The sequence below is a fragment of the Mariniflexile sp. HMF6888 genome (assembly GCF_044335535.1).
GTDB lineage: Bacteria > Bacteroidota > Bacteroidia > Flavobacteriales > Flavobacteriaceae > Mariniflexile.
In genome coordinates this window covers 755593-781422 of record NZ_JBIQVZ010000002.1, presented here as the reverse complement: position 1 = coordinate 781422, position 25830 = coordinate 755593, and the positions used below count along the sequence as shown (strand labels likewise).

The window sequence follows — 25830 nt, the reverse complement described above, 5'->3', positions numbered from 1 at the left end:
TGAGTTCAATATAAAACACAACTAGTGCAAACCCAAAGTGTTGATATAAATGTAGATGTAGGAGAAGGCATTGGCAACGAATCGCTATTAATGCCTTATGTATCGTCATGCAATATTGCTTGTGGCGGACACGCAGGCAATAGTAAAACCATGCGTAAAGTGGTTAAATTAGCGAAGCAGCACCGCATTAAAATTGGAGCGCATCCTTCCTTTCCTGATTTGAAAAATTTTGGCAGAAACCCTATGGATATGCCTTGTGTAGCTTTGTTTGCCTCGTTAAAAGAACAAATAAGTAATTTAATGACCATTGTGCAAGAAGAAAACACCCAATTGCACCATGTAAAGCCTCACGGTGCATTGTATAATATGGCGGTCACAGATACTAAAATTGCTACTACTATTATTGAAGTAATGAAAAGTATAGCGCTACCAGTAAAACTTTATGTGCCTTATAAGTCGGTTATTGAAACCTTAGCACTTCAAAATAATATACCAATTACATACGAAGTATTTGCCGATAGGAATTATAATGATGATTTAACCTTAGTATCCCGTAGTGAAGGTAATGCGCTTATTCATGATTCAGATACGATGTTTGAACATGTGTTTCATATGATTGATAAACGAAAAGTAAGAACAGTTACCGGTACAGAAGTGGCTATAAAAGCAGAAACTTTTTGTGTGCATGGCGATCATTTGCATGCGGCAGAATTACTTAAAAAATTACGTATGAATTTGGAAACGGTAGGTATTAAAATCTTGTAAATTTAATGGCTTCCAATCTTACATATAAACCGTTTGGTGAGCGTTCTATTTTGGTGGAATGGCCAGCGGTTATTGATGAAACAATCCTAAAAGATATTATTGCGTTTAAAACAGAAATAGAAAAAAATAGTATTAAACCTATTGTTGAATTAAAACTCACATATAACTCGTTATTAATCATTTATGATTCTGTTTGTAGGAATTTAAAAAATGAGGTAAATTATCTTGAAAACTTATATAAATCGTTAAAATCACACAATGACAGTGTGTCAGTTTTATGGAAAATCCCTGTGTGTTATGATGTCGTTTTTGCGATTGATTTAGAGGCGATTTCTTTGGAAAAAAAGCTGTCAAAAGAAACCATTATCAAGCAACATTCCGAAGCTGTTTATACTGTTTATTTTATTGGTTTTTTACCCGGATTTTTATATTTAGGAGGTTTGGATGAGTCGCTTTACATTCCCAGAAAATCAACCCCAAGATTGCAAATTGAAAAAGGTGCAGTAGCTATTGGAGGTAACCAAACCGGCGTTTACCCAACTGTGAGTCCTGGAGGTTGGAATGTTATTGGTAATTCGCCTCTCGATTTTTTTAATCCGAAATTAAAGCAACCCTGTTTTGCAAAAGCAGGCGACAAGATTGTTTTTGAACCCATTTCTTTAAATGAATACAAAGCTATTAAGGCTTTAGTAGAAGATGGTGTGTACCAATTGGAAAGTGAGGTATGGTATGATTAAAGTGTTAAGCCCAGGGCTGTATTCGAGCATTCAAGACTTAGGACGGATGGGGTTTCAACAGTATGGTGTGCCATATTCGGGGGTTATGGATGCGTATTCGGCAGCATTAGCCAATCATGTTTTAGGTAACGAGGAAAGTGCAGCGGTTATTGAAATGAGCATGGCGGGTGCTACACTTCAATTTAACAATGAGACATGTATTTGTATTTCGGGCGCAGATATGTCGCCTAAACTGAACGATAGCCCTATCCATCTTAATAAAATTATAAAAGTAAATGCAGGAGACGTGTTGTCTTTTGGTAAATTGAATAGAGGATTTCGTAGCTATTTAGCTGTTTTGGGTGGTTTTAAAACCGAAAAAATAATGGACAGCAGAAGTATGTATGAAGGTATTACCGAGCGATTTAAACTTTCTAAAAATGATGAACTTGAAATTTTTATAAGTAATTTGTTTACAAGCTCTAAAAACGCATTAATTAAAGTAAAAAATGAACATTTTACAACTAAAAATATAGCTGTTTATAAAGGTCCTGAATTTGATTTTTTATCTAACAATCAGCAGGCATTTTTGCTTCAAAATGAATTTACCATTTCAAAAGATAATAACCGTATGGCGTATCAGCTTTCAGAACCTTTAGAAAATAATCTAGAGCCCATTATAACATCTGCGGTACTGCCTGGAACGGTTCAATTAACACCTTCTGGGAAACTGATTATTTTAATGCGTGATTGTCAAACAACAGGCGGTTATCCCAGGGTGCTTCAGCTTAAAGAATCGGCTATTAATGTTTTGGCTCAAAAGTTTACTGGAAGCGTCATACATTTTAAATGGGTCTAGGCAAGCTCCAGAGCTATTTCAATCATGTCCTTAAAAGAGGTTTCCCGTTCTTTGGAAGTAATTCGTTCACCAGTTACCAAAGAATCTGAAATTGTTAAAATACTCAAAGCATTGACATGATGTTTTGCTGCTACCGTATATAGGCCAGCGGTCTCCATTTCAACACAAAGTACTCCAAACTTGGACCATTTTTTATAGGATTCAAAATCATCTGCATAAAATTCGTCTGATGTAAAAACATTGCCAGCTTTAATAGCAATGTTTTTAGATTTTGCAACTTCAACAGTTTTTTGAAAGAGTTCAAAATTGGCAGTAGGGGCGTAGTCTGCACCACTAAATCGAATTTCATTCACACCCGAGTTTGATGATGCCGCCATAGCCAATACAATATCTCTAATCTTTATATGGCTTTGGTACGAACCTGCGCTACCCACACGAATTAAGTTTTTTACATCATATTCGGTTATAAGTTCGTGAGCATAAATTGAGATAGAAGGTATGCCCATACCCGTTCCCATAACCGATATGCGTTTGTTGTTGTAAGTTCCTGTGTATCCTAACATGCCTCGTATTTGGTTGAAGCAAATAGGGTTTTCAAAAAACGTTTCCGCAATCCATTTAGCTCGTAATGGATCTCCTGGCAATAAGATGGTTTCTGCAATATCGCCTTTTTTAGCTTCTATATGTATGCTCATTAGTTTAAGTTAAAAAGTTAAAAAGTTGGAAATGTACTTAATTTGAGATCATTGTTTAATAGTTGTTTTCTGTTGAAGTTTCTCCTGTAACTATGGCAATTCCAGATGAGGTTCCTATGCGTTCAACACCTAAATTAATATATTTTAATGCTGTTTGATAATCTTTTATGCCTCCGGAGGCTTTAATTTTTGCTTTTCCATTGGCGACACTTTTCATAAGGTTTACGCTATGAAAAGTGGCGCCTCCAGTTCCAAAACCAGTTGAGGTTTTTAAAAAATCGGCACCACTTTGTATAGCCAATTCGCTAGCTTTAATTATTTCGAGGTCTTCAAGGTAGCATGTTTCTAAAATGACTTTTAAAATCTGATGTGGCAGGCATTTTTTTACTGCTTCGATATCTTTCCAAACGGCATCAAAATCTTTACTTTTTAGTAAACCAATGTTCAGGACCATATCAATTTCATCTGCACCATCCTTTAAAGCTTGTTTTGTTTCGGCCACTTTGGCTTGGGTACTCATAGCGCCTAAAGGAAATCCAATAACACAACACACACTTACTTCGCTGTTTTTTAGTTGGTCTTTTGCCAATGTTACATAACAGGAATTGACACAGACAGCATGGAATTGATATTGCTTTGCTTCGTTACAAAGTTGTATAATAGCGCTTTTTGTGGCTGTTGCTTTTAAAAGAGTGTGATCTATATAACTACTTAAGTGTTTCATAATGTAGTTCAAATTTAAGGCATATCGACCTATCCAAATATGTTAAATGTCATGTTTTAAACTTATTGGTATAGTTGTATGCCAAAGGTATTAACAATTCTTTGGATTAACTCGATAATCGAGATTTGAATGCTCCGAAGTTTGCCTCGAATTTTAATGTTCTTCCTATGAATGTCTCGTGGGCTTACCCCGAGGTGGTTGACCATTGGGGATTATATAAATAGACAGTTTGATTGTTTTGAATTTACAATCAAACTGCCTATATCAAGTTTATGCGAAGGGCTGTCTTATGTGAAGGACTGTTGTGTGTATTTTGGGCTTTTAACAATTACCCATTGTAGCTTATTGCATTGGTCTCCAGAATACTTTCTTTTTGGGCAGCTTCTAAATATTTTCTATAGACTTTTACGTTTCTATTTTGAAGCGAGTTGTTGGGTGTTTTTATATTGTTGATATTGATTGAGGTTTCAATTCTATCGGCACCAGCTTCTAGGTATTTAATAGCTGTATCAAAGTCATCTATGCCACCAGAAACCATTATTTGGGCTCGATCCTTTATGGTCTTTTTGATAATTTTTGTAGCGGTTAACGTAGCGCCACCTTTTGAAAAGCCACTGGAGGTTTTAATAACATCTACCTTAGCGTCTAAGCAAATATTGCAAGCTTTGATAATTTCGTTTTTGTTTAATTCGGAAATCTCTAAAATCAACTTTAAAGGCGTGTTTTTTATGGCTATTTTTACATCGACAATATCTTTTAAAACTGACACGTAATTTTTGCTTTTAAGATATCCTAAATTCATAACCATTTCAATTTCATCGGCACCATCTTCAATCGCTTTTTTTGCTTCAAAAACCTTAGCGGCAGTAGACATGGCTCCCAGAGGAAAACCGACAACAGCAGATACTTTTATATCTGTGTTTTCTAGAAGTTGTTTTGCTAATGCCACGTAAGTGGTGTTGATGCAAATTGCGTAAAAATTATTCAGTTTAGCTTCGTGGCAAAGGTTTATAACATCACGTTCGGAGGATGTTGCTTTTAATAATGAATAGTCGATATATTGAGGTATATCCATGGCTATAAGTAGGTTTTAGGGTTTAATTTTTGTAATGTTTTGGGACTTACAATATCGCTAAATTACGTAATTTCACCGACATTAAGTTACTGTTTATCGATTTCAAAACTGTTTTTTATTAACTAACTTATTAACTGGTTTAAAATCAAAATATTATAAAACCGATATGTTAAAGTTTGTTAAATGAAGATGAAAAACGAAAAGCAACAATCATCCCACAAAAAGAATCATGTTGCTTTTGCTAACCAACCAATTATAAGACTGTTTTTAAATTGTTTTGTTACAGTAATTTCAAAGCTTAAATGATATTATTTGTTTTGATTTTTTTCGGTTACCAAATCACTTTGGTTTCTAAATACTAATTTATCATTAAAAGCATCTAATAATATAATACTGTCTGTTGTTACTTTACCTGCTAAAATCTCTTTGCTTAAAGCGTTTAAAACGTCTTTTTGGATTACGCGTTTTACAGGACGTGCGCCATATTCTGGATTGTACCCCTTATCGGCTAAATATTCAATAGCTTCTTGGGTGGCATCAAACGTGATGCCTTGTTGTCCAATCATTTTTGTAATGCTTTTTAATTGTAGTTTAACGATAGCTGTTATGTTGTCTTTGGTTAAAGGAGTAAACATAATTATATCATCAATTCTGTTTAAAAATTCAGGGCGTACACTTTGTTTTAACAATCCTAAAACCTCAATTTTAGCGGCTTCAATAGCGGAATCAATATCTCTTGTCGCTTCAAAACGTTCTTGTATGATTTGGCTTCCTAAGTTGGAAGTCATAATGATGATGGTGTTTTTAAAATCTGCAACACGTCCTTTGTTATCTGTTAAATGGCCCTCATCCAGTACTTGCAATAGAATATTGAAGGTGTCGGGATGTGCTTTTTCAATTTCATCTAAGAGCACCACGGAATACGGTTTACGTCTTACGGCTTCTGTTAATTGTCCACCTTCATCGTAACCTACATATCCTGGAGGCGCGCCAACCAGTCTGCTTACGGCATGTCGTTCTTGGTATTCACTCATATCTATACGGGTCATGGCGTTTTCATCATCAAATAGGTATTCTGCCAATGCTTTAGCTAATTCGGTTTTACCAACTCCTGTGGTCCCTAAAAACAGAAATGTTCCTATGGGTTTTTTAGGATTTTGTAATCCGGCGCGACTTCTGCGAACCGCATCACTCACTGCCTGAATAGCTTCTTCTTGACCAATCACACGTTTGTGTAGTTCGTCTTCTAATTTCAATAACTTTTCACGTTCGCTTTGCAGCATTTTGGTAACGGGAATACCAGTCCATTTTGCAACTACTTCAGCAATATCATCATAAGTTACTTCTTCTTTTATTAGGGAATGTTCTGATTGTGCCTGTAATTCCGTTTGAAGTATTTCCAGTTGTTCTTGGGCTTCTTTTATTTTTCCATAACGCAATTCCGCTACTTTACCATAATCACCTTCACGTTCGGCCTTTTCTGCTTCTAGTTTGAAATTTTCAATGGCTTGCTTGGTGTTTTGAACGTTTTCGACCGCCTCTTTTTCACTTTTCCACTTGGCGTTTATTTCGTTGCGTTGTTCTTTAATATTTGCTAAATCTGAACGCAGTATTTTTAATTTGTTTTCGTCTTTTTCCCTTTTAATGGCTTCAATTTCAATTTCCAGTTGCATCACTTTTCTGTCTAAAACATCCAATTCTTCAGGTTTGGAATTGATTTCCATACGCAATTTAGAAGCGGCCTCATCCATTAAATCGATGGCTTTATCTGGTAAGAAACGATTGGTAATGTAGCGTTGTGATAGTTCTACCGCACCAATGATGGCCTCATCTTTAATACGTACTTTGTGGTGGGTTTCATATTTTTCTTTAATACCACGAAGTATCGAAATAGCGCTTTCGGTATCTGGTTCATCTACCATGACTCTTTGAAAACGACGCTCCAGGGCTTTGTCTTTCTCAAAATGTTTTTGATACTCATCTAATGTGGTTGCTCCAATAGCACGTAATTCGCCTCTTGCTAAAGCGGGTTTTAAAATATTGGCGGCATCCATGGCCCCTTGTCCGCCACCAGCACCAACAAGGGTGTGTATTTCGTCAATGAAAAGCACGATGTCACCATTGCTACTGGTAACTTCTTTGATAACGGCTTTTAAGCGTTCTTCAAACTCACCTTTGTACTTAGCACCAGCAATTAAGGCGCCCATATCTAAGGCGAAAATTTGTTTGTCTTTTAGATTTTCGGGGATATCGCCATCAATAATTCGGTGCGCCAACCCTTCGGCAATGGCGGTTTTACCGGTGCCGGGTTCGCCTACTAAAATGGGGTTGTTTTTGGTTCTACGTGATAAGATTTGAAGTATTCTTCTAATCTCTTCATCGCGACCAATTACAGGATCTAACTTGCCATCTTTAGCAAATTGATTTAAATTTTTGGCATATTTATTTAGGGAGTTGTATGTTTCTTCCTGACTTTGGGATGTTACACGTTCACCTTGTCTTAGTTCGTCAATACTGGCGGTTAGGGCTTTTTCGGTAACACCTTGGTCTTTTAGCATTTGGGCTATTTTGCTGTTCGATTTAAAAATAGCGATGATTAAATGTTCTACGGAAACATAGTCATCTTTCATTTTTTTAGCAATAATAGCGGCTTCATTAAGTGTTTTTCCTGCTTCGCGAGAAAGCATGAGCTCACTACCAGTTACTTTAGAAAAACTTTCTAATTGTTTGTCTAAAGCCTGTTCAAGAATGTTGATGTTTACATTCAATTTTTTTAAAATGAATGGTAGCACGTTTTCATCAACTTCAAAAATACCCTTAAAAAGGTGTTCATTTTCGATTTGTTGATGTCCAAAACCTTGGGCAATTTGTTGTGCTTGCTGTATGGCTTCTTGCGATTTTATTGTATAATTATTTAAGTTCATATTTGTGTTTTTTCATTCCCTCGAAGAAGGAATCTGTTTTTATTATTCTACTTTTACAATCTGAATAAGTCAATTATCTTACCAGTGCGATTTTAAAGACAAAATGTCGGTTAGAAACTGAGTTTTACCGACATTTAGTCAGTTTGTAAGATTTTAAAATGATTACGACTTATTGTTCTTAAAGTACAAAATATGGGGTTATTTAACAAATTATTTAGTAGTTCACCTGAAGAAAAAGAAACAGACGTATTACCGTGGATTCCTTTAACGGAATTAGGGCAATTACAAGATATTGAAAACAAATCGGTAACCAAAACACAAGTTATTTTTAAACATTCAACCCGTTGTGGTATTAGCAGAATGGTAATAAAACAGTTTGAAGCCGATTACAATGAAACTGAAAATGACCTCGATTTATACTATTTGGATATATTGAGCTACCGTGAGATTTCAAACAACATAGCTAGTGCATTTCAGGTTATGCATGAATCGCCTCAACTTTTGGTTATTAAAAACGGTGTAGTGATGGCACACGATAGTCATGGCGGTATTAATAGTTTAGATTTAAGCACATTTATTTAAATAATTTTATCTCATTTTCGGTTAAAAACAAAAAGTCAAGATGAGTTCATTCATGGAATCGGAGTATTTATTTGTTTACGGCACACTGTTAAAAGACTTTGAGAGCGACATGTCTAAATTTTTAGAACAGCATTCCGAGTTTGTGGGTTCTGGTTATTTTAATGGGAACCTTTATGAAATTTTATGGTATCCGGGTGCTGTTTTGAGTGATAACCCAAACGATAAAGTTTACGGACATATTTTTAAAATTTTGAATGCCGAAAAAACCTTTAAAGTTTTAGATGATTATGAAGGTATTGGCGATACGGATGAGCATGGCAATGAATACAAACGGATATTGATTGATGCCTATCTTGATTCAAGCCAACCTGTAAAAACATGGGTTTATATCTATAATAATTCTACAGAAAACTTAAAGCAAATTACTTCAGGGAATTATTTTGACAGGTGAACAAAGAACAGGGGCTAAAAATGTTTTTTTGACATTTTAAAAGCAAATAATTAACTTCGTTAAAGCTAAATTTTAAAGCGAAGTTTATTATGAAGAATAAAATCACTGTAGAAATTGTTGTAAATACAGATTTACAGAAAGTTTGGAATTTTTGGACAAAACCTGAGCATATTGTTAATTGGAATTTTGCTTCAGATGATTGGCATTGCCCAAAAGCAACGAATGATTTGAGGGTAGGTGGGAAATTCTCTGCTACCATGGCGTCGAAAGATGGGGCTATGAGTTTTGATTTTGAAGGCGTTTATGATGAAGTTATTGAACTAAAAAGAATAGCATACGCTATGGTAGATGGCAGACAAGTGTTAGTGACTTTTGAAAAACATGGAAATGCAACTACGGTGACTGAAGTTTTTGATCCCGAAAACCAAAATCCTTTGGAAATGCAAGAAAATGGTTGGCAAGCTATTCTGAATAATTTTAAGGTCTATGTTGAGAAAAATTAATGATTGTTATTTTTCAGATAATAAGTATCATTTAAAGATTCGTAAAATATGTTTATAGGTCATTACGCATTAGCTTTTGGGGCAAAAAAAATAGACAAATTACCATCACTTGCAATTATGTTTGTAGCCGTTCAGTTTTTGGATTTGTTATGGCCTATACTTGTAATAGCGGGAATTGAAACCTTTGAAATAGAACCAGGCAACACGGCTTTAACGCCGCTAAATTTTACATCCTATCCGTATTCACATAGTTTGTTAATGTCGGTAGTTTGGGCATTAATATTTGCCTGTTTATATTATGCTTTCACAAAAAACAAAAAAGGTTCAGTATTGTTAGGGGGTCTGGTTTTAAGTCATTGGATTTTAGATTTTATTACACATAAACCCGATTTACAACTTTCGCCTTTTAGTGATGTTAAGATAGGATTGGGGTTATGGAACTCACCGGTAATAGAGGTTATTTTGGAAACTGGACTTTTTTTATTTGGAGGGTATTTATATTTAAAAACTATTAAACCTGAACGTAAAATAGCATTTTGGTCATTAATTGGCTTTTTTTTATTAATTCATTTTATGAATATTCTTGGTCCACCGCCACCATCTATTAACGCGGTAGCTTGGTCTGCAAATTTAATGTGGCTATTTGTTATATGGGCATGGTGGATTGAAAAGAAATAGAATCATCTAACTTATTATAATTTCGTTTCTTTGCAGCCATTTTAACTAAGTTATGTCTCATTTCGATACGTCATTTTTTCATCCTTTAGAAAATAATTTGGGCATTAGCTTACCTAATAAATTCACCTTTCCATTTTATTACGAGCCACATCCGTTAAGTGTCTTGGCAGCAAGACAACTTCAAAACTATTTAGAAACCCAAACCGATTTCACACACAATTTTGGGTTAGATCCCAACCAAAGCGGACTCATAATTGGCAAAATGTTTGGAGTTATGGTGGTGAAAAATGCGGAGGGTATATTGGGGTATTTGGCAGCGTTTTCTGGGAAGTTAGCAGATAGCAACCATCTTAAAGGTTTTGTGCCTACGGTTTACAACACCTTAAACGAAGCGGGTTTTTATAAAAAGGGCGAAGCACAATTAAATGCCATCAATGCACAGATTGAGATTTTAGAACAAGCACCAGCATTTAAAATGGCACAAACAAACGTTTTAAATAGTAGAATCGCTTTTGCGGAAGCATTAAAAGTGTTTAAAGCAGAAATTAAAGCTGAAAAGCAAAACAGAAATCAACAACGTGAAGCGGGGAAGCAAAGCATGCCTCCCGAAGTGTATGAGGAATTTGTAGAAACTTTAAACCAACAAAGTATTGGTTATCAAATACGGTTAAAGCATGTAAAAAAGGATGGTGAACAGCGCATACAGAAAGCAGAGTCACATTTAAATAGCTTAAAGCAACCCATTAAAGAGTTGAAAGCCAAACGGGCTACCTTATCGGCATCGTTGCAAAAACGTATCCACAAGCAGTATCAATTTTTAAATGCCAACGGCGATACTAAAGATTTACTCGACATTTTTAAAGACACCAATTCATCCATACCACCTGCAGGTTCGGGAGAATGTGCCGCACCCAAACTGTTTCAATATGCTTATGAAAACAAATTGCAACCTATTGCCATGGCAGAGTTTTGGTGGGGTGCCTCGCCAAAGTCCGAAGTACGGAAACACCAACAGTTTTATCCCTCGTGCCGTAGTAAATGCGAACCCATTTTGGGCCACATGATGCAAGGTTTGGCGGTTGATGATAACCCCATTGAAGACCAGATTATTTTTAATCAAGCCTTGGATATTGTTTACGAAGACGCCCATTTGCTACTGGTAAACAAACCTCATGAGTTTTTATCGGTACCCGGAAAAAATATTAGTGAGTCGGTATTAAGCAGAATGCAACAGTACCTGCCTCATGCCACGGGTCCTTTGTTGGTGCACCGGTTGGATATGTCAACTTCGGGGTTGTTGTTGGTAGCCAAAAGTCAACGGGTTTACAAGCATTTGCAAAAACAGTTTATTGAGCGCAGCGTAAAAAAGCGTTATGTGGCTTTGTTAGATGGCGTTTTGCCCAATACCGAAGGCACTATAAACCTACCGCTCCGAGTAGATTTGGATAACCGTCCACAACAATTGGTATGCTACGCCCACGGCAAACCTGCTACCACCAACTATCAAGTTATAGCTACCGAAAACGGTAAAACCCGTATTTATTTTTACCCCATTACGGGGCGTACCCATCAGTTACGCGTCCATGCCGCCCATAGCGAAGGATTAAAAATGCCTATTGTGGGCGACGATTTATATGGTGTTAAAGCCAACCGACTTCATTTACATGCCGAACGTATTACATTTACGCACCCTATTACTAAAGAGGTTTTTACTATTACATGTAAGACGCCTTTTTAGTAACGGTTCAATTTTGTCATTTCGAGTGAACTTGTGAAACATGCGATGTGAATTTTATTGAGAAGCACTAAAATCAATAATTTTCTTATATATGTTTAAAATATTTGTATAAATTTTTTTATTATGTTGTAAGAAAATTTGCTTTTGCCAGCAAAACGATTAAGAACTACAAGAAATCCTCATATTTGGAGAATAGACATAATCAAATACCCATGTTAGTGTATGTAGCGATGTTGTTTTATTTAAACTCCTAATTTAATATCAACAAATTAAAATAATAATGAAAAACAATTTTTATTTCTTTTAATAGCTTCAAGTCTTAATTGCTATGCTCAAATTTCTTATGAAAAGGGCTATTGCATTAATAATGTTAATCAAAAAATTGATTGTCTAATCAAGAATGTTGATTGGAAAAATAATCCAATTGAATTTGAGTATAAATTATCAGAAAATAGTGAACCTAAAAAAGCGACAATAAATTACGTTAAAGAGTTTTGCATAGACAATATTTCAAAATACATAAGAAGTTCTGTAAATATTGATAGGTCTAGTGAACATTTAAATAGAATAAGTTTTGACAGAACCTCAATCTTCAAAGAAGAGTTGTTGTTTTTAAGAGTTTTAGTTGAGGGTAAAGCAAATTTATATCTATATGAAGCTGGAAATTTAGTAAGATACTTTTACAATTTAAGTGACGGTAATATTAATCAGGTAATACATAAATATTATTAAACCGAGAATAATAAAATTGGAGAAAATAATGAATTTAAAAGTCAATTGTGGAATGATTTAAAATGCCCAGTTTTTAAAATGAACGAAATTAAATACTTAGATTATAAAAAAAGTAAGTTGGTTAATTTCTTTGTTGAATATAACAAATATGTTGGTGATGAATATATCAATTATGAAAAAAAGCAAAAAAGGGATTTATTTAATTTGAGTTTTAGATTTGACTTCAATAGTTCAACTCTTTCAATAGAGAACAAGATTAATGATTATAAAAATAAAGATTTTAGCAATGAATCAGTATTTAGATTTGGTATTTAAGCAGAATTCATCTTGCCAATTAACAAGAATAAATGGGCTGTAATGTTCGAACCTACATATCAATATTTTAAGGCAGAAGATAGGGTCAATAACAGAAAATGCTAAAGTCGATTACAAATCAATTGAATTACCTTTTGGGATAAGACATTATTTTTTCTTAAACGAGAATTCTAAAATTTTCATAAATGCTTTAAATATTTTTGATGCGCCAAATAGAAATTCGAACATTGATTACGATAATGCCGCCGATTTAAAAATTAAAACAAGTACTAATTTTGCATTTGGTTTAGGGTATAAATATGATGATAGATATAGTTTGGAATTAGGATATCAAACAAGTAGAGATGTTTTAAAGGATTATGTTTATTAGAATTCTAATTATCAAACATTGTCAGTGATATTAGGGTATTCAATATTTTAATTTAACATACACGGTAAAATATCAACACTTTTTTGAAATAACAATAAAAGGCTGCTAATTAACAGCCTTTTATTGTTATTAAAACAATCCAATTATTTCTTAACGATTTGCCTAGTTAGTTTTTCTCCATTCAAAGAGGTTTCTAAAAAGTAGATGCCTCTATTCAAATGCGACACATCGATCGTAACTTGATAGGTGCCTTCACTAAATATTTGCGGCTGTATGGTGCTTACTACTTTACCATCCACACTAATTACCCTAGCACTAAAATTGCTTTTTTCATTTAAAGTAAGTCCAACTGTAAATGATGTAGTTGCAGGGTTCGGATATACTACAAAAGCCATTTTATTGTTTTGTGAATTTTTTAATTTTGTTGACCGGGTGATTTTTCCAGAAGATCCAGTACAGGTAATCACATTTAGGGAGCTATTGTACACCAATGTAGAATGTGTCACATCATCTACGCATAAAACTACAGATACCCCACCTTTGGTGGTTGCAGAAGTAATTAAATCAACAGTTCCATTACTTCCCGTAGAGCCTGTTACTGTTTCATTAAAAGTACCTGAAAATGTACCTGTAACTGTAGCATTAGCTACAGGAACTCCATTATTGTCTAATATTGTAACCGTGGCCAACCCATGCTTTTTGCCTTGGCCAGCATTTTGTGTGCCTGTTACAATGCTGGAAACATATAGATCGGTACCCACACCATTGCCTGTTACGGTTACAGTAGATGACGTGGTTGATGCAGATTCATTGTCTGTGGCTACTGCGGTGATATTAAATGAACCCACTCCAATGGTCCAGTTAGTTGAATAAGGGCTTGAGGAGTCAACACCAATGCTGTTGCCGTTCACAAAAAACTCAACCTGACTGATAGAACCATCGCTATCTGAGGCACTGGCAGAAATGGTAACATTCTCTCCATCATTGAAACTTACGCCATTAGAAGGCGATGTGATGCTTACAGAGGGAGAATTGTTCCCCGAAGGAGTGCCAGTATAAAGTTCATCAAAATAAGCTGTAGCTTCTCCATTATCTTGCAAATACACCCCCGCTTTCCAATAGCTTGGGTAAGACCAATACGAAACATCCATATTGGCTTTTTCAACTCCATTGAAATTGATTATCATGTTACCGCTTACAAGTTTGATTTCACAATCAAAATATCCTCCAGGATCAATTCCAAGATCAACATGAGTAGTATTCTGTCCGCCCGCGTCAGTCTTGATAGCTGCCCAAATATGGTTTATTGGCGATTTTGTTTGATGCTTATAAATGCGTAAAAGAGGCTTGTTTGGGCCATTACCAGCATTGGCATCATCATGAATTTGCATCAACGTAACTTGGTCGCATGTCTGCTGAACAACATCTATTCTTCCAAAAAGAGACTGATCTCCCTGAGTAAGATCCCAATTTCTTTCGTCGCGAAGTTCGGTTCGGTTGCTCGATCCAGACTGATTAAATGCTACTTTATCGCCATCGGCTACATAAAACCAGCTCGATGTATAACCAGCTATAAGCTCTGCTTGAGTTGCAGCAGTTGAACTTGTAGGCGCTTGTAATTTACATTCGCCTATAAAATCTTGAAATCTGGGTATTTCATAAGGTGCATTGTAGGTCTGGCCAAATACAATTGAAATGTTTTGTATCAAACAGATAGTTAAAACTAATTTGAGGCTTAATCTAAGTCCAAGAATGGTACTATAACTTCCGGACAATTTTGATGGTGTTAAATTCATTTTCATCTTTTTTAGTTTAGTTAATTAAGTATCTTGTACAGTTGGTTTACCAAACTGGTTTACCAAACTGGTTGACAAATATAGCAAAAAAGATTAAATAGTTTAAAAAAAATATTGATTAAGCAAAAAAAGAGATTTTTTTTTTGTAAAGACACAAAAAACAACATATATGGTTATTAGAATTTAATTCTAAGTAAATAGTTGTTAAAAGCGATTAAGCCTTGTGTATAATAGGTAATGTTTCATAGGATATTGAACTAAAAAAGTAAAAGAGATGAGAATCTATTGTTCAAGATGTTTGGTTTGTATATTTAAAATAAAGAGTTTCTTTTTATAGTATTTATAAAAATTAAGATTTTGAAATTAGGAATTTTTTGAAGATGGAGCTTTTGAATTGATTTGGAGCATAAAAAAACTCCCAAAAATATTTGGGAGTTTTTTTATTATCTCGGATTATAAGAATTTATAATCTGTTTGAGTTGAGCTTTTAAATCTTCTCCGGTATCATAAATCATTTGTTCTTCACTAGGGAAGGGCACACGGTGGTTATTTAAAAAAGGCAACAATGTGGTTTCTAAAGCACGTCTGTCTCCTCGAGAGGTTGCAAAGATATGTTGAAACACAAATTCGCTGCTAATAGGAAATGCATCGACCAATTGCTTATTTTTTACATCAATATATTCCACGTTTCCAGTTACTTGTGCCGATTTAAACTGGGTACTTTCGTAGTATTCACATTGGACGGTTATCATTTTATCAACCTGTATGGTTTTACCAAGACTGTCTTTTACTTTATTACCATTGCTATCCAATAAATCTTTTTTGCCATCGACAACTTGCTTTTCTTTAATAATTTGGCGTTCCTTAATTTGCTCGGGCGATAAGTTAATATCTCTTAAATTAACACGCATGTTATAATCGTAATGTACTTTATCAACGGGGTTGTTGTGGTAAACGGTCCATAAATTGTTAAGTCCGTAGGTGCTAAAGTTTAATAAATCGTCTTCCAGTCGTGTTGGTATAGTTTTTCGGGTGTCGTTAACCATATCGACCAATACAAAATCAATGCCTTTATTATGCGACACTTCCAATAGGTTACGCACGTCTTTGTAATTCGGGTTCATGTCTTCTATATCTTGAAACATGCCGAATGCTTGTCTTGCATCCAATTTGTTATTGGATTTTAAAAGTGCCGACGCATTGTTATAGATTTGTAAAGATGCCTCGTTTTTAAACTTGATAATGTCGCTGGAATAATCTGTTAAATTAAATTTAACTGTTTTACCATTAATAGCAAGTGGTAATAGCGGTTTTATAAGTTCCTGACGTTTGTTTAAACCCACATACATATCATAAATACGTAGGTAGTTCTCAGGATTGTTATCCTTTTTCAGAAAGTTAATGGTAGTTAAATCACGTTCGTTGGCTTTACTATAAGCCTCTTGAAGCATGGCAATAAAATCGGCTTTTCCTTTTTTGTCCTTATTGGTACGTAATTTGCCAATGGCATCGTAAATAGCTTGGTCGTAGTTTCCAGTACTTAAGGATTTTTCAATTTGTTTACTGGTGCTGCATGATAGGATGCAAGCGATTAGTAATGTAGAAAGTAATGTTCTAATCATGGTCTCTATATTTGGTTTGTTTGGGAGGTCATCCAATAAAAGTGCCAAAATACTAAAATAACAGATAAAACGCTAATAAATCCGTTAAAATGATTTATAATTATAGTTTTATAAGAAATATACTATAAAAATAATAAAAACTTAAATCCTCAAATGTTGAGAACGCGTTTATTTTCTTTTGAAAACAGGCAGTAATTTGGTAGACATTTCACCAAAACCAATACGAGTTCCATCTTTTTCACAAAAACCACGCATGATTACGGTATCATTATCATTAATAAAACTACGCTCGCTACCATCCTTCATTTTAAGTGGTTTTTCACCTTTCCAAGATAGTTCTAGCATCGACCCATAAGAATCGGGCGTAGGACCAGAAATGGTACCACTTCCCATCATATCACCAGAATTTACAGGGCATCCGTTTACAGTATGGTGAGCTAGTTGTTGTGCCATATTCCAATACATATATTTGAAATTAGTTTTGCTAACAACTGTTTCTTTAGCGCCATTTGGGCGAATAGCCACTTCTAAATTAATATCAAAACTCTTTTTGCCTTTGTATTGCAGGTATTCCAGCTGTGGTTTAATAGGCTTGGGACCTTCAACACGATAAGGCTCTAGAGCATCGAGTGTTACAATCCAAGGTGAAATAGATGATGCGAAGTTTTTTGCTAAAAAGGGTCCTAGCGGTACGTATTCCCATTTTTGAATATCGCGGGCACTCCAATCGTTAAGTAACACCAAACCAAAAATGTATTCTTCGGCTTCTTCTATAGGAATTGGTTCGCCTAAATCGTTGGCAACGGTGGTAATAAACGCCATTTCAAGCTCAAAATCCACCAATTTACTTGGTCCGAATACAGGCTGATCGGTACCGTTAGGAAGCGTTTGCCCCTGTGGTCTGTGAACTGGAATTCCCGAAGGAATGATAGATGAACTTCGGCCGTGGTACGCAATTGGGATATGCAACCAGTTTGGCAATAGGGCATTTTCAGGATCTCTAAACATAGAACCTACATTGGTAGCATGTTCTAAGCTGGAGTAAAAATCGGTATAGTCGCCAATTTGTACAGGCAATTGCATTTCAATTTCATCCAACCTAAAAAGGACAATCTCTTTATGACGTTTGTTATCTTTTAATGTTTTGTTGTTGCTATCAAAAATTTCGGCAATGCGATTTCTAACGGCACGCCATGTTTTACGACCGTCGGCAATAAAATCATTCAACGTATCCTGAAGAAAAATATCATCGGTTAAAGGAATGCCTTCAAAATACCCTAATTGGTGCAGCGCCCCCAAATCGATGGCGGTGTCTCCAATTCGGGTTCCTATAGTAATGATGTCATCACGGGTTAAAAACACGCCAAACGGAATGTTCTGAATGGGAAAATCGGAATTTTTATCGACGTGTAACCACGATTTTCTATCTGGATTGTTAGCTGATAATGGCATAACTTTAAAGTTTAATATTTATGGAATTAAATTCAAACCTACACATTTTTTTCATTTTAATAGAATAAAACGCATAAAAATTGGATTTCTTTTAACCGTTAATAAAACCGTTAAAAACTTAGAAGTAAATATATGTTTTTTGATGTATTTAACTAATCTATTTGTTACTTTTGCCGAATATTTAACAAGAAATTAATTTTATGCAACGCGACGAACAAATTTTTGAACTTATTGAAGCTGAAAAAGAACGCCAACTACACGGTATTGAACTTATTGCGTCAGAGAATTTTGTTAGCGACCAAGTTATGGAAGCTGCAGGCTCTGTTTTAACCAATAAATATGCTGAAGGCTATCCAGGAAAACGCTACTATGGCGGCTGTGAGGTGGTTGATGAAGTAGAGCAAATAGCTATTGATAGAGCAAAAGCTTTGTTTAATGCAGCATACGTTAACGTGCAACCACACTCTGGAAGTCAAGCAAACACTGCAGTTTACCATGCATGTTTAACGCCGGGAGACAAAATTTTAGGATTCGATTTGTCACATGGAGGTCATTTAACACACGGTTCTCCAGTGAACTTTTCCGGTAAATTATATAACCCTGTATTTTATGGTGTAGAGCAGGAGACAGGTGTTTTAAACTATGATAAAATTCAGGAAATAGCAACTAAAGAGCAACCAAAATTAATCATTGCTGGTGCGTCTGCATATTCTCGTGACATCGATTTTAAACGTTTTAGAGTCATTGCCGATAGTGTTGGAGCTATTTTAATGGCCGATATTTCACATCCTGCGGGTTTGATCGCCAAAGGTATTTTAAACGATCCGATGCCACATTGCCATATTGTAACGACTACGACCCATAAAACCTTAAGAGGTCCAAGAGGCGGGATGATTATGATGGGGCAAGATTTTGATAACCCATTTGGTATCACATTAAAAGACGGTAGTTTACGTAAAATGTCGTCATTATTGGATTCTGCGGTATTCCCAGGAAATCAAGGTGGCCCATTAGAGCATATTATTGCCGCTAAAGCCATTGCTTTTGGTGAGGCTTTAACGGATGATTTTTTACATTACCAATTACAAGTAAAAGCGAATGCTGCTACTATGGCAAAAGCATTGGTTGAAAAAGGATACAACATTATTTCTGGAGGTACCGATAACCACTGCATGCTTATAGACTTACGTAACAAAAACGTATCTGGTAAAGAAGCAGAACAAGCCTTGGTAAAAGCCGATATTACCGTAAACAAAAACATGGTGCCTTTTGATACCCGTTCGCCATTTGTAACATCGGGCATTCGTGTTGGTACCGCAGCGGTTACCACTAGAGGTTTAAAAGAAGCCGATATGCTGGAAATAGTAGAACTTATTGATGAAGTTATTGCGAACCACGAAAACGAAGCCGTTATAGAAGCTGTTAAAGTGAAAGCAAATGCTATGATGGCTGGCAGACCTTTGTTTGTGTAAGCACATAATAAATAAGACCTCACAGGTTTTAAAAACCTGTGAGGTCTCTCTATAAAGATTAAAAATCCTGCTACATGCGGGATTTTTTGTTTTTTGGTGTTTACATATATCTTGAAAAGCTGTGTTATGTGAGAGGATTTTTCAAAAGGTACGAGCGAAGCGAACTAACACAAGTAAAATCGGAAGCTAGGCTTTTGATATTGTTTTTTATGTTTTTCATTACTTTAATGACACAAATTCCGATCTATATATGTTTTATTTCTATTTAAGTTTATATAATAACAACCTCCTCTTGGGCTTCTATATCCCATCTAACAAAAATGCAGCCGAACAAAACTCAAACAAAACCCCCTACTTTTTTGGGCACTTGTGTCAATTTGTGTCAATGTGTGTCAAGAATGGCAAAAAAAGCCCTAATTATTTTATAACTTGGCCTGATTTGAGTTAGGTTCTCGATACCATCCCAATAAAAAAATCGGCATCGCTCGAACTGACAAATAGTGTTTTAAATATAAATGGTCTTAGTATTTTTCTAAAGCCGTTAATTCAGCAATTTTACAAATAACTTCGGTCGCTTTTACCATACTTTCAACAGGTACGTATTCGTAGCGTCCATGAAAGTTATGTCCGCCAGCAAATATATTAGGGCAGGGTAGGCCTTTATAACTTAATTGTGAGCCGTCGGTACCGCCACGAATGGGTTTAATTATAGGTTCAATATGGAGTTGTTTCATGGCTTCTTCGGCAATGCTTACAATATGCATGACAGGTTCTATCTTTTCTCTCATATTGTAGTATTGGTCTTTTATTTCAACACGAATAACTTCCCTTCCGTATTGCTCATTTAGCTCGTTGGTTAATTTGTCCATGACGGCTTTACGCGCTTCAAAATGTCCAAAATCGTGGTCGCGAATAATGTATTCCAAAACAGTTTCTTCTACGTCGCCTTTTATAGCGTATAAATGAAAAAAACCTTGATACCCATCGGTATGCTCGGGTGTTTCAAGACGTGGTAACGAGTTGATAAACTCTTGGGCAATGTACATGGAATTTACCATTTTACCTTTGGCATAGCCAGGGTGTACAATTTTACCTTTCACTTTTACTACAGCACTGGCAGCATTAAAATTTTCGTATTCCAGTTCGCCTATTTGACTCCCATCCATAGTATATGCCCAATCAGCTCCGAATTTTTCAACATCAAATTTATGGGCACCTCTGCCTATTTCTTCATCGGGAGTGAACCCCACTTTAATAGTGCCGTGTTTAATTTCAGGGTGGTGGATTAAATATTCCATAGCCGATACAATTTCGGTAATGCCCGCTTTATCATCGGCACCTAATAGGGTTGTGCCATCGGTAGTGATTAAGGTTTGCCCTTTGTATTGGAGTAAATCTTCAAAATAATCGGGAGAAAGTATAATATCTTCCGCTTCATTTAAAACAATATCCTTCCCATTATAATCCTCAATAATTTGGGGGTTTACGTTAGCACCCGTAAAATCGGGCGACGTATCAAAATGTGAAATAAATCCAATAGTAGGTACAGCATGCGATACATTGCTAGGTAATGTAGCCATAATATAGGCGTTTTCATCAATGCTAACATCTTGCATGCCAATCGTTTTTAGTTCTTCGGCAAGTTTGTTGGCTAAATCCCATTGTTTGGCAGTGCTGGGCGTGGTGTTTGATGTAGGATCCGATTCGGTATCGATAGTAACGTAACTTATAAAGCGCTTAATGATGTGTTCTTTTGAAATCATTTGAAATGAATTTTAAAGTGTTAAGGTAAGACATTTTAGAATTAGAAATTGAGTGTGAAAATCAAATAGCCTTTTGAGATTCAAAAGTACAATTATTAATTTTTTTGCTTTTGGATTGACCGATTTTTTATTTACAATATTTAGAAGTACTTTTGCATAAATAATACAGATGTACAAATTACTACTTCGCCCGTTATTTTTCTTGTTCGACCCTGAAAAGATTCACCATTTTACGTTTTCATTAATAAAATTCAGTTCTAAAATTCCAGGTTTTGCTGCAGTTTTTAGAAGTTTATATGTTGTGAATGATAAACGGTTGGAACGAAACGTATTCGGACTTACTTTTAAAAACCCAGTGGGGTTAGCAGCAGGATTTGATAAAAATGCAGTGTTGTATAACGAACTGGCAAATTTTGGATTTGGTTTTATTGAAATAGGCACCGTTACACCCAAAGCACAAGCTGGAAACCCCAAAAAGCGTTTGTTCCGATTGAAAGACGACCAAGGCATTATTAACCGAATGGGGTTTAATAACGAAGGTCTTGAAGCGGCTATAGCCCAATTAAAAACCAACAAGGGCAAACTGATTATTGGTGGGAATATTGGAAAAAACACGCATACCAAACCAGAAGATTATACCAAAGATTATCTAGAATGTTTTAAGGCACTGCACCCGTATGTAGATTATTTTGTACTCAATGTAAGTTGCCCAAATGTGGGAAGTCATGCCAAACTAAACGACAAAGAATATTTGGAAGAATTGATTGGAGCTGTACAAAAAGCAAATAAAAGTTTTGATAAGCAAAAGCCCATTCTTTTAAAAATTGCTCCCGACTTAAACAACATTCAATTGGATGAAATTATAGATTTGGTTGCTACCACCAATTTAGACGGTGTTATTGCTAGTAACACATCCACTGACAGAACGGGGTTAAAAGCCTCAAATGAGCAACTGGAAGCCATTGGAAACGGTGGATTAAGTGGACGGCCCATTAAAAATAAAAGCACGCAGGTGATTAAATATCTAGCCGATAAAAGCAACAAAGCTTTCCCAATCATTGGGGTTGGAGGAATCCATTCAGCCAAAGACGCTTTAGAAAAAATAGCAGCGGGTGCCGATTTAGTGCAAATTTACACGGGGTTTATTTACGAAGGCCCTAGTTTGGTAAAAGCGATAAATAAAGCGATTCTAAAGGGCTAAAACTTAAACAGTCTCTTATTATTTAATACTGTTTACAGTGTCAGACTGAGCCTGTCGAAGTCCTAATCACCAACATTATTGATTATCTGTTATTGTTTATTCGTTTAATTGTTGAATCGTTTAATTGTTGAATCGTTAACCAAAAATCATCAATCATTGACTAATGGCTACTGGCTATTTTTAATCGTTAATCACTAATCATTAATTGATCATATCAGACTGAGACCTTTGTTAAAGTTTTTAACTAGCGAATGCGATGACGTAGTTTTTTTAAATTTAATTAGCTGTAAAACAGATGCTTATAAAACACATCAATGGAAGCTTGTCGAAGTCCATTGTTGGCACTTCTTTCGATAGCTTCGACAGGCTCAGCTTGACAGGCTACTAAATCTTATTTTATAATCTTTTTAGTAACTGTAGCCCCTTTGCTTCTAATGGTTAATAAATACATACCCGAACTAAGATTACCCACATGTATTTGATTATTGATTAAATTCCCGGTTAATACCACGTTTCCAGTTAAATTGGTAAGATTATAACTGAGGGTTTCTCCCATATTTGAAGCGTTAACATACAGTATGTCACCCGAAGCAGGGTTTGGATATACTTTAACAACAGCATCGGACATGGGCACGTCAATGGTTTTAATAAATACATTGTCAATTGCAATATCACCATCCCAATTTGTGCCTCTAACAGCTCTAAAGCGCACATTAATAGTTTGGTTTGTATAAGCTGATAAATCAATATCCTTCATTAAAAAAGCATCATCTTGATATTTTTGTTGGCTTCCAATAAGTGCGGGAATGACATCGTTTATGTAACCATCTTCCGTTTTAATATCTATATGTAATTCGCCAATACCTTTTCCAAACATATGGTATGAAAATTCCAGCTCCGAATTTGGATTTGTGACAGTCATACACGGTGAAAGTAATTCGGCAATGTCATCAGGTTGTGCACCCGAAGCTTCGGCATACATATAAGTATTGGATGGATTTTTTGCTGTTTTGACCGAAGTAGGTCCTGTGCCGCTTGAAGTTGTTTCCCCTTTATTTAAAAGCCAGTTGTAACCATGCTCAGTACGGTCTTTTACGGTCCAATTAACATCGCTTTGTAAACTGTAAGATTCAAAATCTTCATTAAAAAGTGATTCAGCGTTACCGACTTTTATAAACTTCGAATAGGTTTTTTTTATAGTTCTGGATTTGTTTGAAACGGTTAGCGTGACATCATAAACCCCACTTGTAAAAGTGTGCGATGGGTTTGGAATGGTATAATCAATCACGCCATCACTGTCCATATCCCATGCCCATGTGGTCATGTTTTCGCAATCGCTTTCAAAATTCACAGTTAACGATTCGTCACAAGTTTGATTAACATCTGCTGTAAAATTGGCATTAAACGACGGGCAAGCCAAATAGTTTTTAGCCGTAAGATAAAAGGCATACATACGTGCTAGCTGTTGTTGCGAAAAGTGGGAACGACATCCTTTCATGGCATAAGACATGATATTGCCTGTGTCTGGAGTATATATGCTACCGTTAGCATCGGTTTCGGTTCCAATATACTGGCAAAAATTATTAACATTTTTACTAGTTAATTTAGGGTCGGCAGGGGTGTCGCAAATACCATCGCCATCGGTATCGCAATTGCTGCCATCTACCAATTCGGTGGTTTGTGTGTCATCCGTTCCATGTGTGTGCATTAATGAGAAAAAATGTCCCATTTCGTGTGCCAATGTAGAATCGTTGGTGACACAACTATTTTTCATAACAATCACATCGTTTCTGCCTTCGTTATCAGCATAACCGCAGATGCTTTCATCCAATTCGTTTTCTATATAATCTACAAAGTATATATTTATTAACCCCGTAACATTATTGGTCTCTATTAAGCTTTTTTCATCACCTTTCTTTAAATGGCAAAGGCTGTCTTCGTTAATGTAGTTAATACCATCACATAAAAAGAATTCCATAAATGCGCCGGCATATAGGGTATTTAAATTGGAAATAGCCGTGTTAAGATCTGCCTCACTAATACCTCCCGTTCCGTTGGAATTGCGAATCACATGCGCTTTAACAGGAATGGAATTCATGAGTTTTGTATGTGATACGCTTTTGGACAACCGCTTTTGCATAAAAGCCTGCTCATGGTTTTTAAGTTGCGGTTTTATGCTGTTATAAAATGCTGTGGATTCTTTTGTGGTAATGGTTCCGCATGAAACTGTTTCATTTTGGGCAAAGGTATTAATGCCAAATGATAACAGTATAAACAATAAAAAAGTAGGTAATTTAGGTTTTAAAACATGCATTTGGGGAAAACATTTTTTCAAATGTATTCCTATTCGCTATTTCAGAACAATAAAAACGTTGAACTGTGAGATTTATCGACTATTTGACAATAAGTTTGCTGGTTTTGGTTTTTCCATCCATAGAATTCAGTTTTAACAGATAAAGCCCTTTGCTTAAGTTCGTTAGATTTAGATCTATTTTTGAAAGGCTATTACCTGTTGGAATGTCTTTTACCAAACATCCTAATACATTATAAAGATGAATGGATTTTAAGTGGATATTTTGAATATTGGAAACCGTAATACGTCCTTTTGTAGGGTTCGGGAATATTTTAATGTTTTCAATAGGATGATTGCTAACAGTACTTAATGCTGAAGCATTATAAGTAAATATCACAGTGCCCATTTTATTACCGTTTATGGGAGCGTCTGTAATTTTAAAAACACCTACACGTGGGTTGCTCACAGCGTTTGCCGAAGTATAATCGGTACCATCATCGGTACCCGCATCGTAGGCAAAAACATCCAAAGTAAAACTGTCTTTCCAACCATTGTTGACACTATTGTTTCCAGACCTTAAGTCAATGCTATTAACGGCAATAAACCAATCGGGACTTGGAGCGACCATGGAAACCAAAGTTATTAAAGGGAAGCTTTCGCTTACTTGTAAATTGTCAATAGTAAATGTGCCAATAGCACCAGCCAAATCACCGGCATTTATCCATTGGTCAGCTTTGTTTGATGAAATGGCGGTATTAACTTCACTCATAAAGTTGGTGTTATTGCCTAATTCGGCCATATCTTTAATACCATCGGTGTTGGGTGAGACAACCACTAATTCAAAAAACGCGTTAGCAGTATTATGGGTGGCACCAACAAGCTCCGACCAATGCGCATCTTCAGGAACCGAAGTATGGTCGGTCGCATTCCAAATAGTCGTTAGTGATATGCTGTAATCTGCAGTGCTTTGGCTAAAGCCACTTATCGAAAATATCAGTCCAAAAAATAAAGTTAAAGTATAGTTTTTCATCTGCTTATTTTTAATTTTAAGTCGACTAGTTTTGTGAATGCTTACAAAAAGTCACTAATCACTAATGAGACTCT

21 protein-coding genes are annotated in these 25830 nt (G+C 35.6%); 11 read left to right on the top strand and 10 right to left on the bottom strand.

Annotated features, from left to right (window positions below; genetic code table 11):
- Window positions 1–24: 24 nt before the first annotated feature.
- The 3 genes from pxpA to ACGLWY_RS08535 are packed head-to-tail and all read left to right on the top strand — an operon-like array spanning window position 25 to window position 2340.
- Window positions 25–765 (top strand): 5-oxoprolinase subunit PxpA, encoded by a 741-nt coding sequence (pxpA, locus tag ACGLWY_RS08545; protein WP_396619256.1) that lies wholly within the window; start codon window positions 25–27, stop codon window positions 763–765.
- 5 nt (window positions 766–770) lie between these two features.
- Window positions 771–1502, top strand: coding sequence for a 5-oxoprolinase subunit PxpB (gene pxpB, locus ACGLWY_RS08540; RefSeq protein WP_396619255.1), 732 nt, complete (start codon window positions 771–773; stop codon window positions 1500–1502).
- Window positions 1495–2340, top strand: a complete 846-nt coding sequence (locus ACGLWY_RS08535; protein ID WP_396619254.1) for a biotin-dependent carboxyltransferase family protein — start codon at window positions 1495–1497, stop codon at window positions 2338–2340. The genes pxpB and ACGLWY_RS08535 overlap by 8 nt, the downstream gene beginning before the upstream one ends.
- Here ACGLWY_RS08535 and deoD read toward each other — a convergent pair.
- The 4 genes from deoD to clpB form a co-directional block, all read right to left on the bottom strand.
- The gene (deoD, locus tag ACGLWY_RS08530; protein ID WP_396619253.1) at window positions 2337–3035 is read right to left on the bottom strand and encodes a purine-nucleoside phosphorylase; all 699 of its coding nucleotides are present in this window, start codon (window positions 3033–3035) and stop codon (window positions 2337–2339) included. The genes ACGLWY_RS08535 and deoD overlap by 4 nt on opposite strands.
- Window positions 3036–3090: 55 nt before the next feature.
- Complete coding sequence (gene deoC / locus ACGLWY_RS08525; protein WP_396619252.1) at window positions 3091–3759, bottom strand: deoxyribose-phosphate aldolase; 669 nt, start codon at window positions 3757–3759, stop codon at window positions 3091–3093.
- Window positions 3760–4087: 328 nt separating this feature from the next.
- A complete protein-coding gene (deoC, locus tag ACGLWY_RS08520) occupies window positions 4088–4834 on the bottom strand; it encodes a deoxyribose-phosphate aldolase (protein WP_396619251.1) in 747 nt (248 codons plus the stop codon).
- Window positions 4835–5142: 308 nt separating this feature from the next.
- Window positions 5143–7758 carry an ATP-dependent chaperone ClpB gene (gene clpB, locus ACGLWY_RS08515; RefSeq protein ID WP_396619250.1) on the bottom strand — a complete coding sequence of 872 codons (2616 nt, stop codon included), beginning with the start codon at window positions 7756–7758 and terminating at the stop codon, window positions 5143–5145.
- Between the two features lie 192 nt (window positions 7759–7950).
- Between clpB and ytxJ the strand changes: the two genes are divergently transcribed.
- From ytxJ to ACGLWY_RS08485, 6 genes are all read left to right on the top strand, one after another.
- On the top strand, window positions 7951–8340 hold the full coding sequence (gene ytxJ, locus ACGLWY_RS08510) for a bacillithiol system redox-active protein YtxJ (RefSeq protein WP_396619249.1): 390 nt from the start codon (window positions 7951–7953) through the stop codon (window positions 8338–8340).
- Between the two features lie 40 nt (window positions 8341–8380).
- The gene (locus ACGLWY_RS08505) at window positions 8381–8791 is read left to right on the top strand and encodes a gamma-glutamylcyclotransferase (protein WP_396619248.1); all 411 of its coding nucleotides are present in this window, start codon (window positions 8381–8383) and stop codon (window positions 8789–8791) included.
- 89 nt (window positions 8792–8880) lie between these two features.
- The gene (locus ACGLWY_RS08500; RefSeq protein WP_396619247.1) at window positions 8881–9294 is read left to right on the top strand and encodes an SRPBCC family protein; all 414 of its coding nucleotides are present in this window, start codon (window positions 8881–8883) and stop codon (window positions 9292–9294) included.
- 48 nt (window positions 9295–9342) lie between these two features.
- Window positions 9343–9972, top strand: a complete 630-nt coding sequence (locus ACGLWY_RS08495) for a metal-dependent hydrolase (protein ID WP_396619246.1) — start codon at window positions 9343–9345, stop codon at window positions 9970–9972.
- A 52-nt stretch (window positions 9973–10024) separates the two neighbouring features.
- Entirely contained in the window at window positions 10025–11710 is a 1686-nt protein-coding gene (locus ACGLWY_RS08490) for a pseudouridine synthase (protein WP_396619245.1), read from the top strand.
- A gap of 810 nt (window positions 11711–12520) precedes the next feature.
- On the top strand, window positions 12521–12757 hold the full coding sequence (locus tag ACGLWY_RS08485) for a hypothetical protein (RefSeq protein ID WP_396619244.1): 237 nt from the start codon (window positions 12521–12523) through the stop codon (window positions 12755–12757).
- A 513-nt stretch (window positions 12758–13270) separates the two neighbouring features.
- Here ACGLWY_RS08485 and ACGLWY_RS08480 read toward each other — a convergent pair.
- The 3 genes from ACGLWY_RS08480 to fahA form a co-directional block, all read right to left on the bottom strand.
- Window positions 13271–14923, bottom strand: a complete 1653-nt coding sequence (locus ACGLWY_RS08480) for a polysaccharide lyase family 7 protein (RefSeq protein ID WP_396619243.1) — start codon at window positions 14921–14923, stop codon at window positions 13271–13273.
- Between the two features lie 443 nt (window positions 14924–15366).
- On the bottom strand, window positions 15367–16545 hold the full coding sequence (locus tag ACGLWY_RS08475; protein ID WP_396619242.1) for a hypothetical protein: 1179 nt from the start codon (window positions 16543–16545) through the stop codon (window positions 15367–15369).
- 168 nt (window positions 16546–16713) lie between these two features.
- Window positions 16714–17997, bottom strand: coding sequence for a fumarylacetoacetase (gene fahA / locus ACGLWY_RS08470; protein WP_396619241.1), 1284 nt, complete (start codon window positions 17995–17997; stop codon window positions 16714–16716).
- A 200-nt stretch (window positions 17998–18197) separates the two neighbouring features.
- Between fahA and glyA the strand changes: the two genes are divergently transcribed.
- Window positions 18198–19469, top strand: coding sequence for a serine hydroxymethyltransferase (gene glyA / locus ACGLWY_RS08465; RefSeq protein ID WP_396619240.1), 1272 nt, complete (start codon window positions 18198–18200; stop codon window positions 19467–19469).
- 521 nt (window positions 19470–19990) lie between these two features.
- Here glyA and pepT read toward each other — a convergent pair.
- Window positions 19991–21232 (bottom strand): peptidase T, encoded by a 1242-nt coding sequence (gene pepT / locus ACGLWY_RS08460; protein WP_396619239.1) that lies wholly within the window; start codon window positions 21230–21232, stop codon window positions 19991–19993.
- A gap of 169 nt (window positions 21233–21401) precedes the next feature.
- On the opposite strand from pepT, the gene ACGLWY_RS08455 reads away from it, so the two are divergent.
- On the top strand, window positions 21402–22433 hold the full coding sequence (locus ACGLWY_RS08455) for a quinone-dependent dihydroorotate dehydrogenase (protein WP_396619238.1): 1032 nt from the start codon (window positions 21402–21404) through the stop codon (window positions 22431–22433).
- 391 nt (window positions 22434–22824) lie between these two features.
- Here ACGLWY_RS08455 and ACGLWY_RS08450 read toward each other — a convergent pair whose 3' ends face one another.
- Both ACGLWY_RS08450 and ACGLWY_RS08445 read right to left on the bottom strand, forming a co-directional pair.
- On the bottom strand, window positions 22825–24747 hold the full coding sequence (locus tag ACGLWY_RS08450) for a T9SS type A sorting domain-containing protein (RefSeq protein WP_396619237.1): 1923 nt from the start codon (window positions 24745–24747) through the stop codon (window positions 22825–22827).
- Window positions 24748–24826: 79 nt separating this feature from the next.
- Window positions 24827–25756, bottom strand: coding sequence for a spondin domain-containing protein (locus ACGLWY_RS08445; RefSeq protein WP_396619236.1), 930 nt, complete (start codon window positions 25754–25756; stop codon window positions 24827–24829).
- Window positions 25757–25830: the final 74 nt, after the last annotated feature.

Excerpts from the sequence above, each read along its gene's own strand:
- pepT (WP_396619239.1), bottom strand. The coding sequence starts at position 21,232 with ATGATTTCAAAAGAACACATCATTAAGCGCTTTATAAGTTACGTTACT.
- clpB (WP_396619250.1), bottom strand. The coding sequence starts at position 7,758 with ATGAACTTAAATAATTATACAATAAAATCGCAAGAAGCCATACAGCAA.
- ACGLWY_RS08450 (WP_396619237.1), bottom strand. The coding sequence starts at position 24,747 with ATGCATGTTTTAAAACCTAAATTACCTACTTTTTTATTGTTTATACTG.
- ACGLWY_RS08495 (WP_396619246.1), top strand. The coding sequence starts at position 9,343 with ATGTTTATAGGTCATTACGCATTAGCTTTTGGGGCAAAAAAAATAGAC.
- pxpB (WP_396619255.1), top strand. The coding sequence starts at position 771 with ATGGCTTCCAATCTTACATATAAACCGTTTGGTGAGCGTTCTATTTTG.
- fahA (WP_396619241.1), bottom strand. The coding sequence starts at position 17,997 with ATGCCATTATCAGCTAACAATCCAGATAGAAAATCGTGGTTACACGTC.
- ACGLWY_RS08535 (WP_396619254.1), top strand. The coding sequence starts at position 1,495 with ATGATTAAAGTGTTAAGCCCAGGGCTGTATTCGAGCATTCAAGACTTA.
- ACGLWY_RS08475 (WP_396619242.1), bottom strand. The coding sequence starts at position 16,545 with ATGATTAGAACATTACTTTCTACATTACTAATCGCTTGCATCCTATCA.
- ACGLWY_RS08505 (WP_396619248.1), top strand. The coding sequence starts at position 8,381 with ATGAGTTCATTCATGGAATCGGAGTATTTATTTGTTTACGGCACACTG.
- deoD (WP_396619253.1), bottom strand. The coding sequence starts at position 3,035 with ATGAGCATACATATAGAAGCTAAAAAAGGCGATATTGCAGAAACCATC.
- ACGLWY_RS08485 (WP_396619244.1), top strand. The coding sequence starts at position 12,521 with ATGAACGAAATTAAATACTTAGATTATAAAAAAAGTAAGTTGGTTAAT.
- ACGLWY_RS08455 (WP_396619238.1), top strand. The coding sequence starts at position 21,402 with ATGTACAAATTACTACTTCGCCCGTTATTTTTCTTGTTCGACCCTGAA.
- ACGLWY_RS08480 (WP_396619243.1), bottom strand. The coding sequence starts at position 14,923 with ATGAATTTAACACCATCAAAATTGTCCGGAAGTTATAGTACCATTCTT.
- ytxJ (WP_396619249.1), top strand. The coding sequence starts at position 7,951 with ATGGGGTTATTTAACAAATTATTTAGTAGTTCACCTGAAGAAAAAGAA.
- ACGLWY_RS08445 (WP_396619236.1), bottom strand. The coding sequence starts at position 25,756 with ATGAAAAACTATACTTTAACTTTATTTTTTGGACTGATATTTTCGATA.
- deoC (WP_396619252.1), bottom strand. The coding sequence starts at position 3,759 with ATGAAACACTTAAGTAGTTATATAGATCACACTCTTTTAAAAGCAACA.
- ACGLWY_RS08490 (WP_396619245.1), top strand. The coding sequence starts at position 10,025 with ATGTCTCATTTCGATACGTCATTTTTTCATCCTTTAGAAAATAATTTG.
- ACGLWY_RS08500 (WP_396619247.1), top strand. The coding sequence starts at position 8,881 with ATGAAGAATAAAATCACTGTAGAAATTGTTGTAAATACAGATTTACAG.
- deoC (WP_396619251.1), bottom strand. The coding sequence starts at position 4,834 with ATGGATATACCTCAATATATCGACTATTCATTATTAAAAGCAACATCC.
- glyA (WP_396619240.1), top strand. The coding sequence starts at position 18,198 with ATGCAACGCGACGAACAAATTTTTGAACTTATTGAAGCTGAAAAAGAA.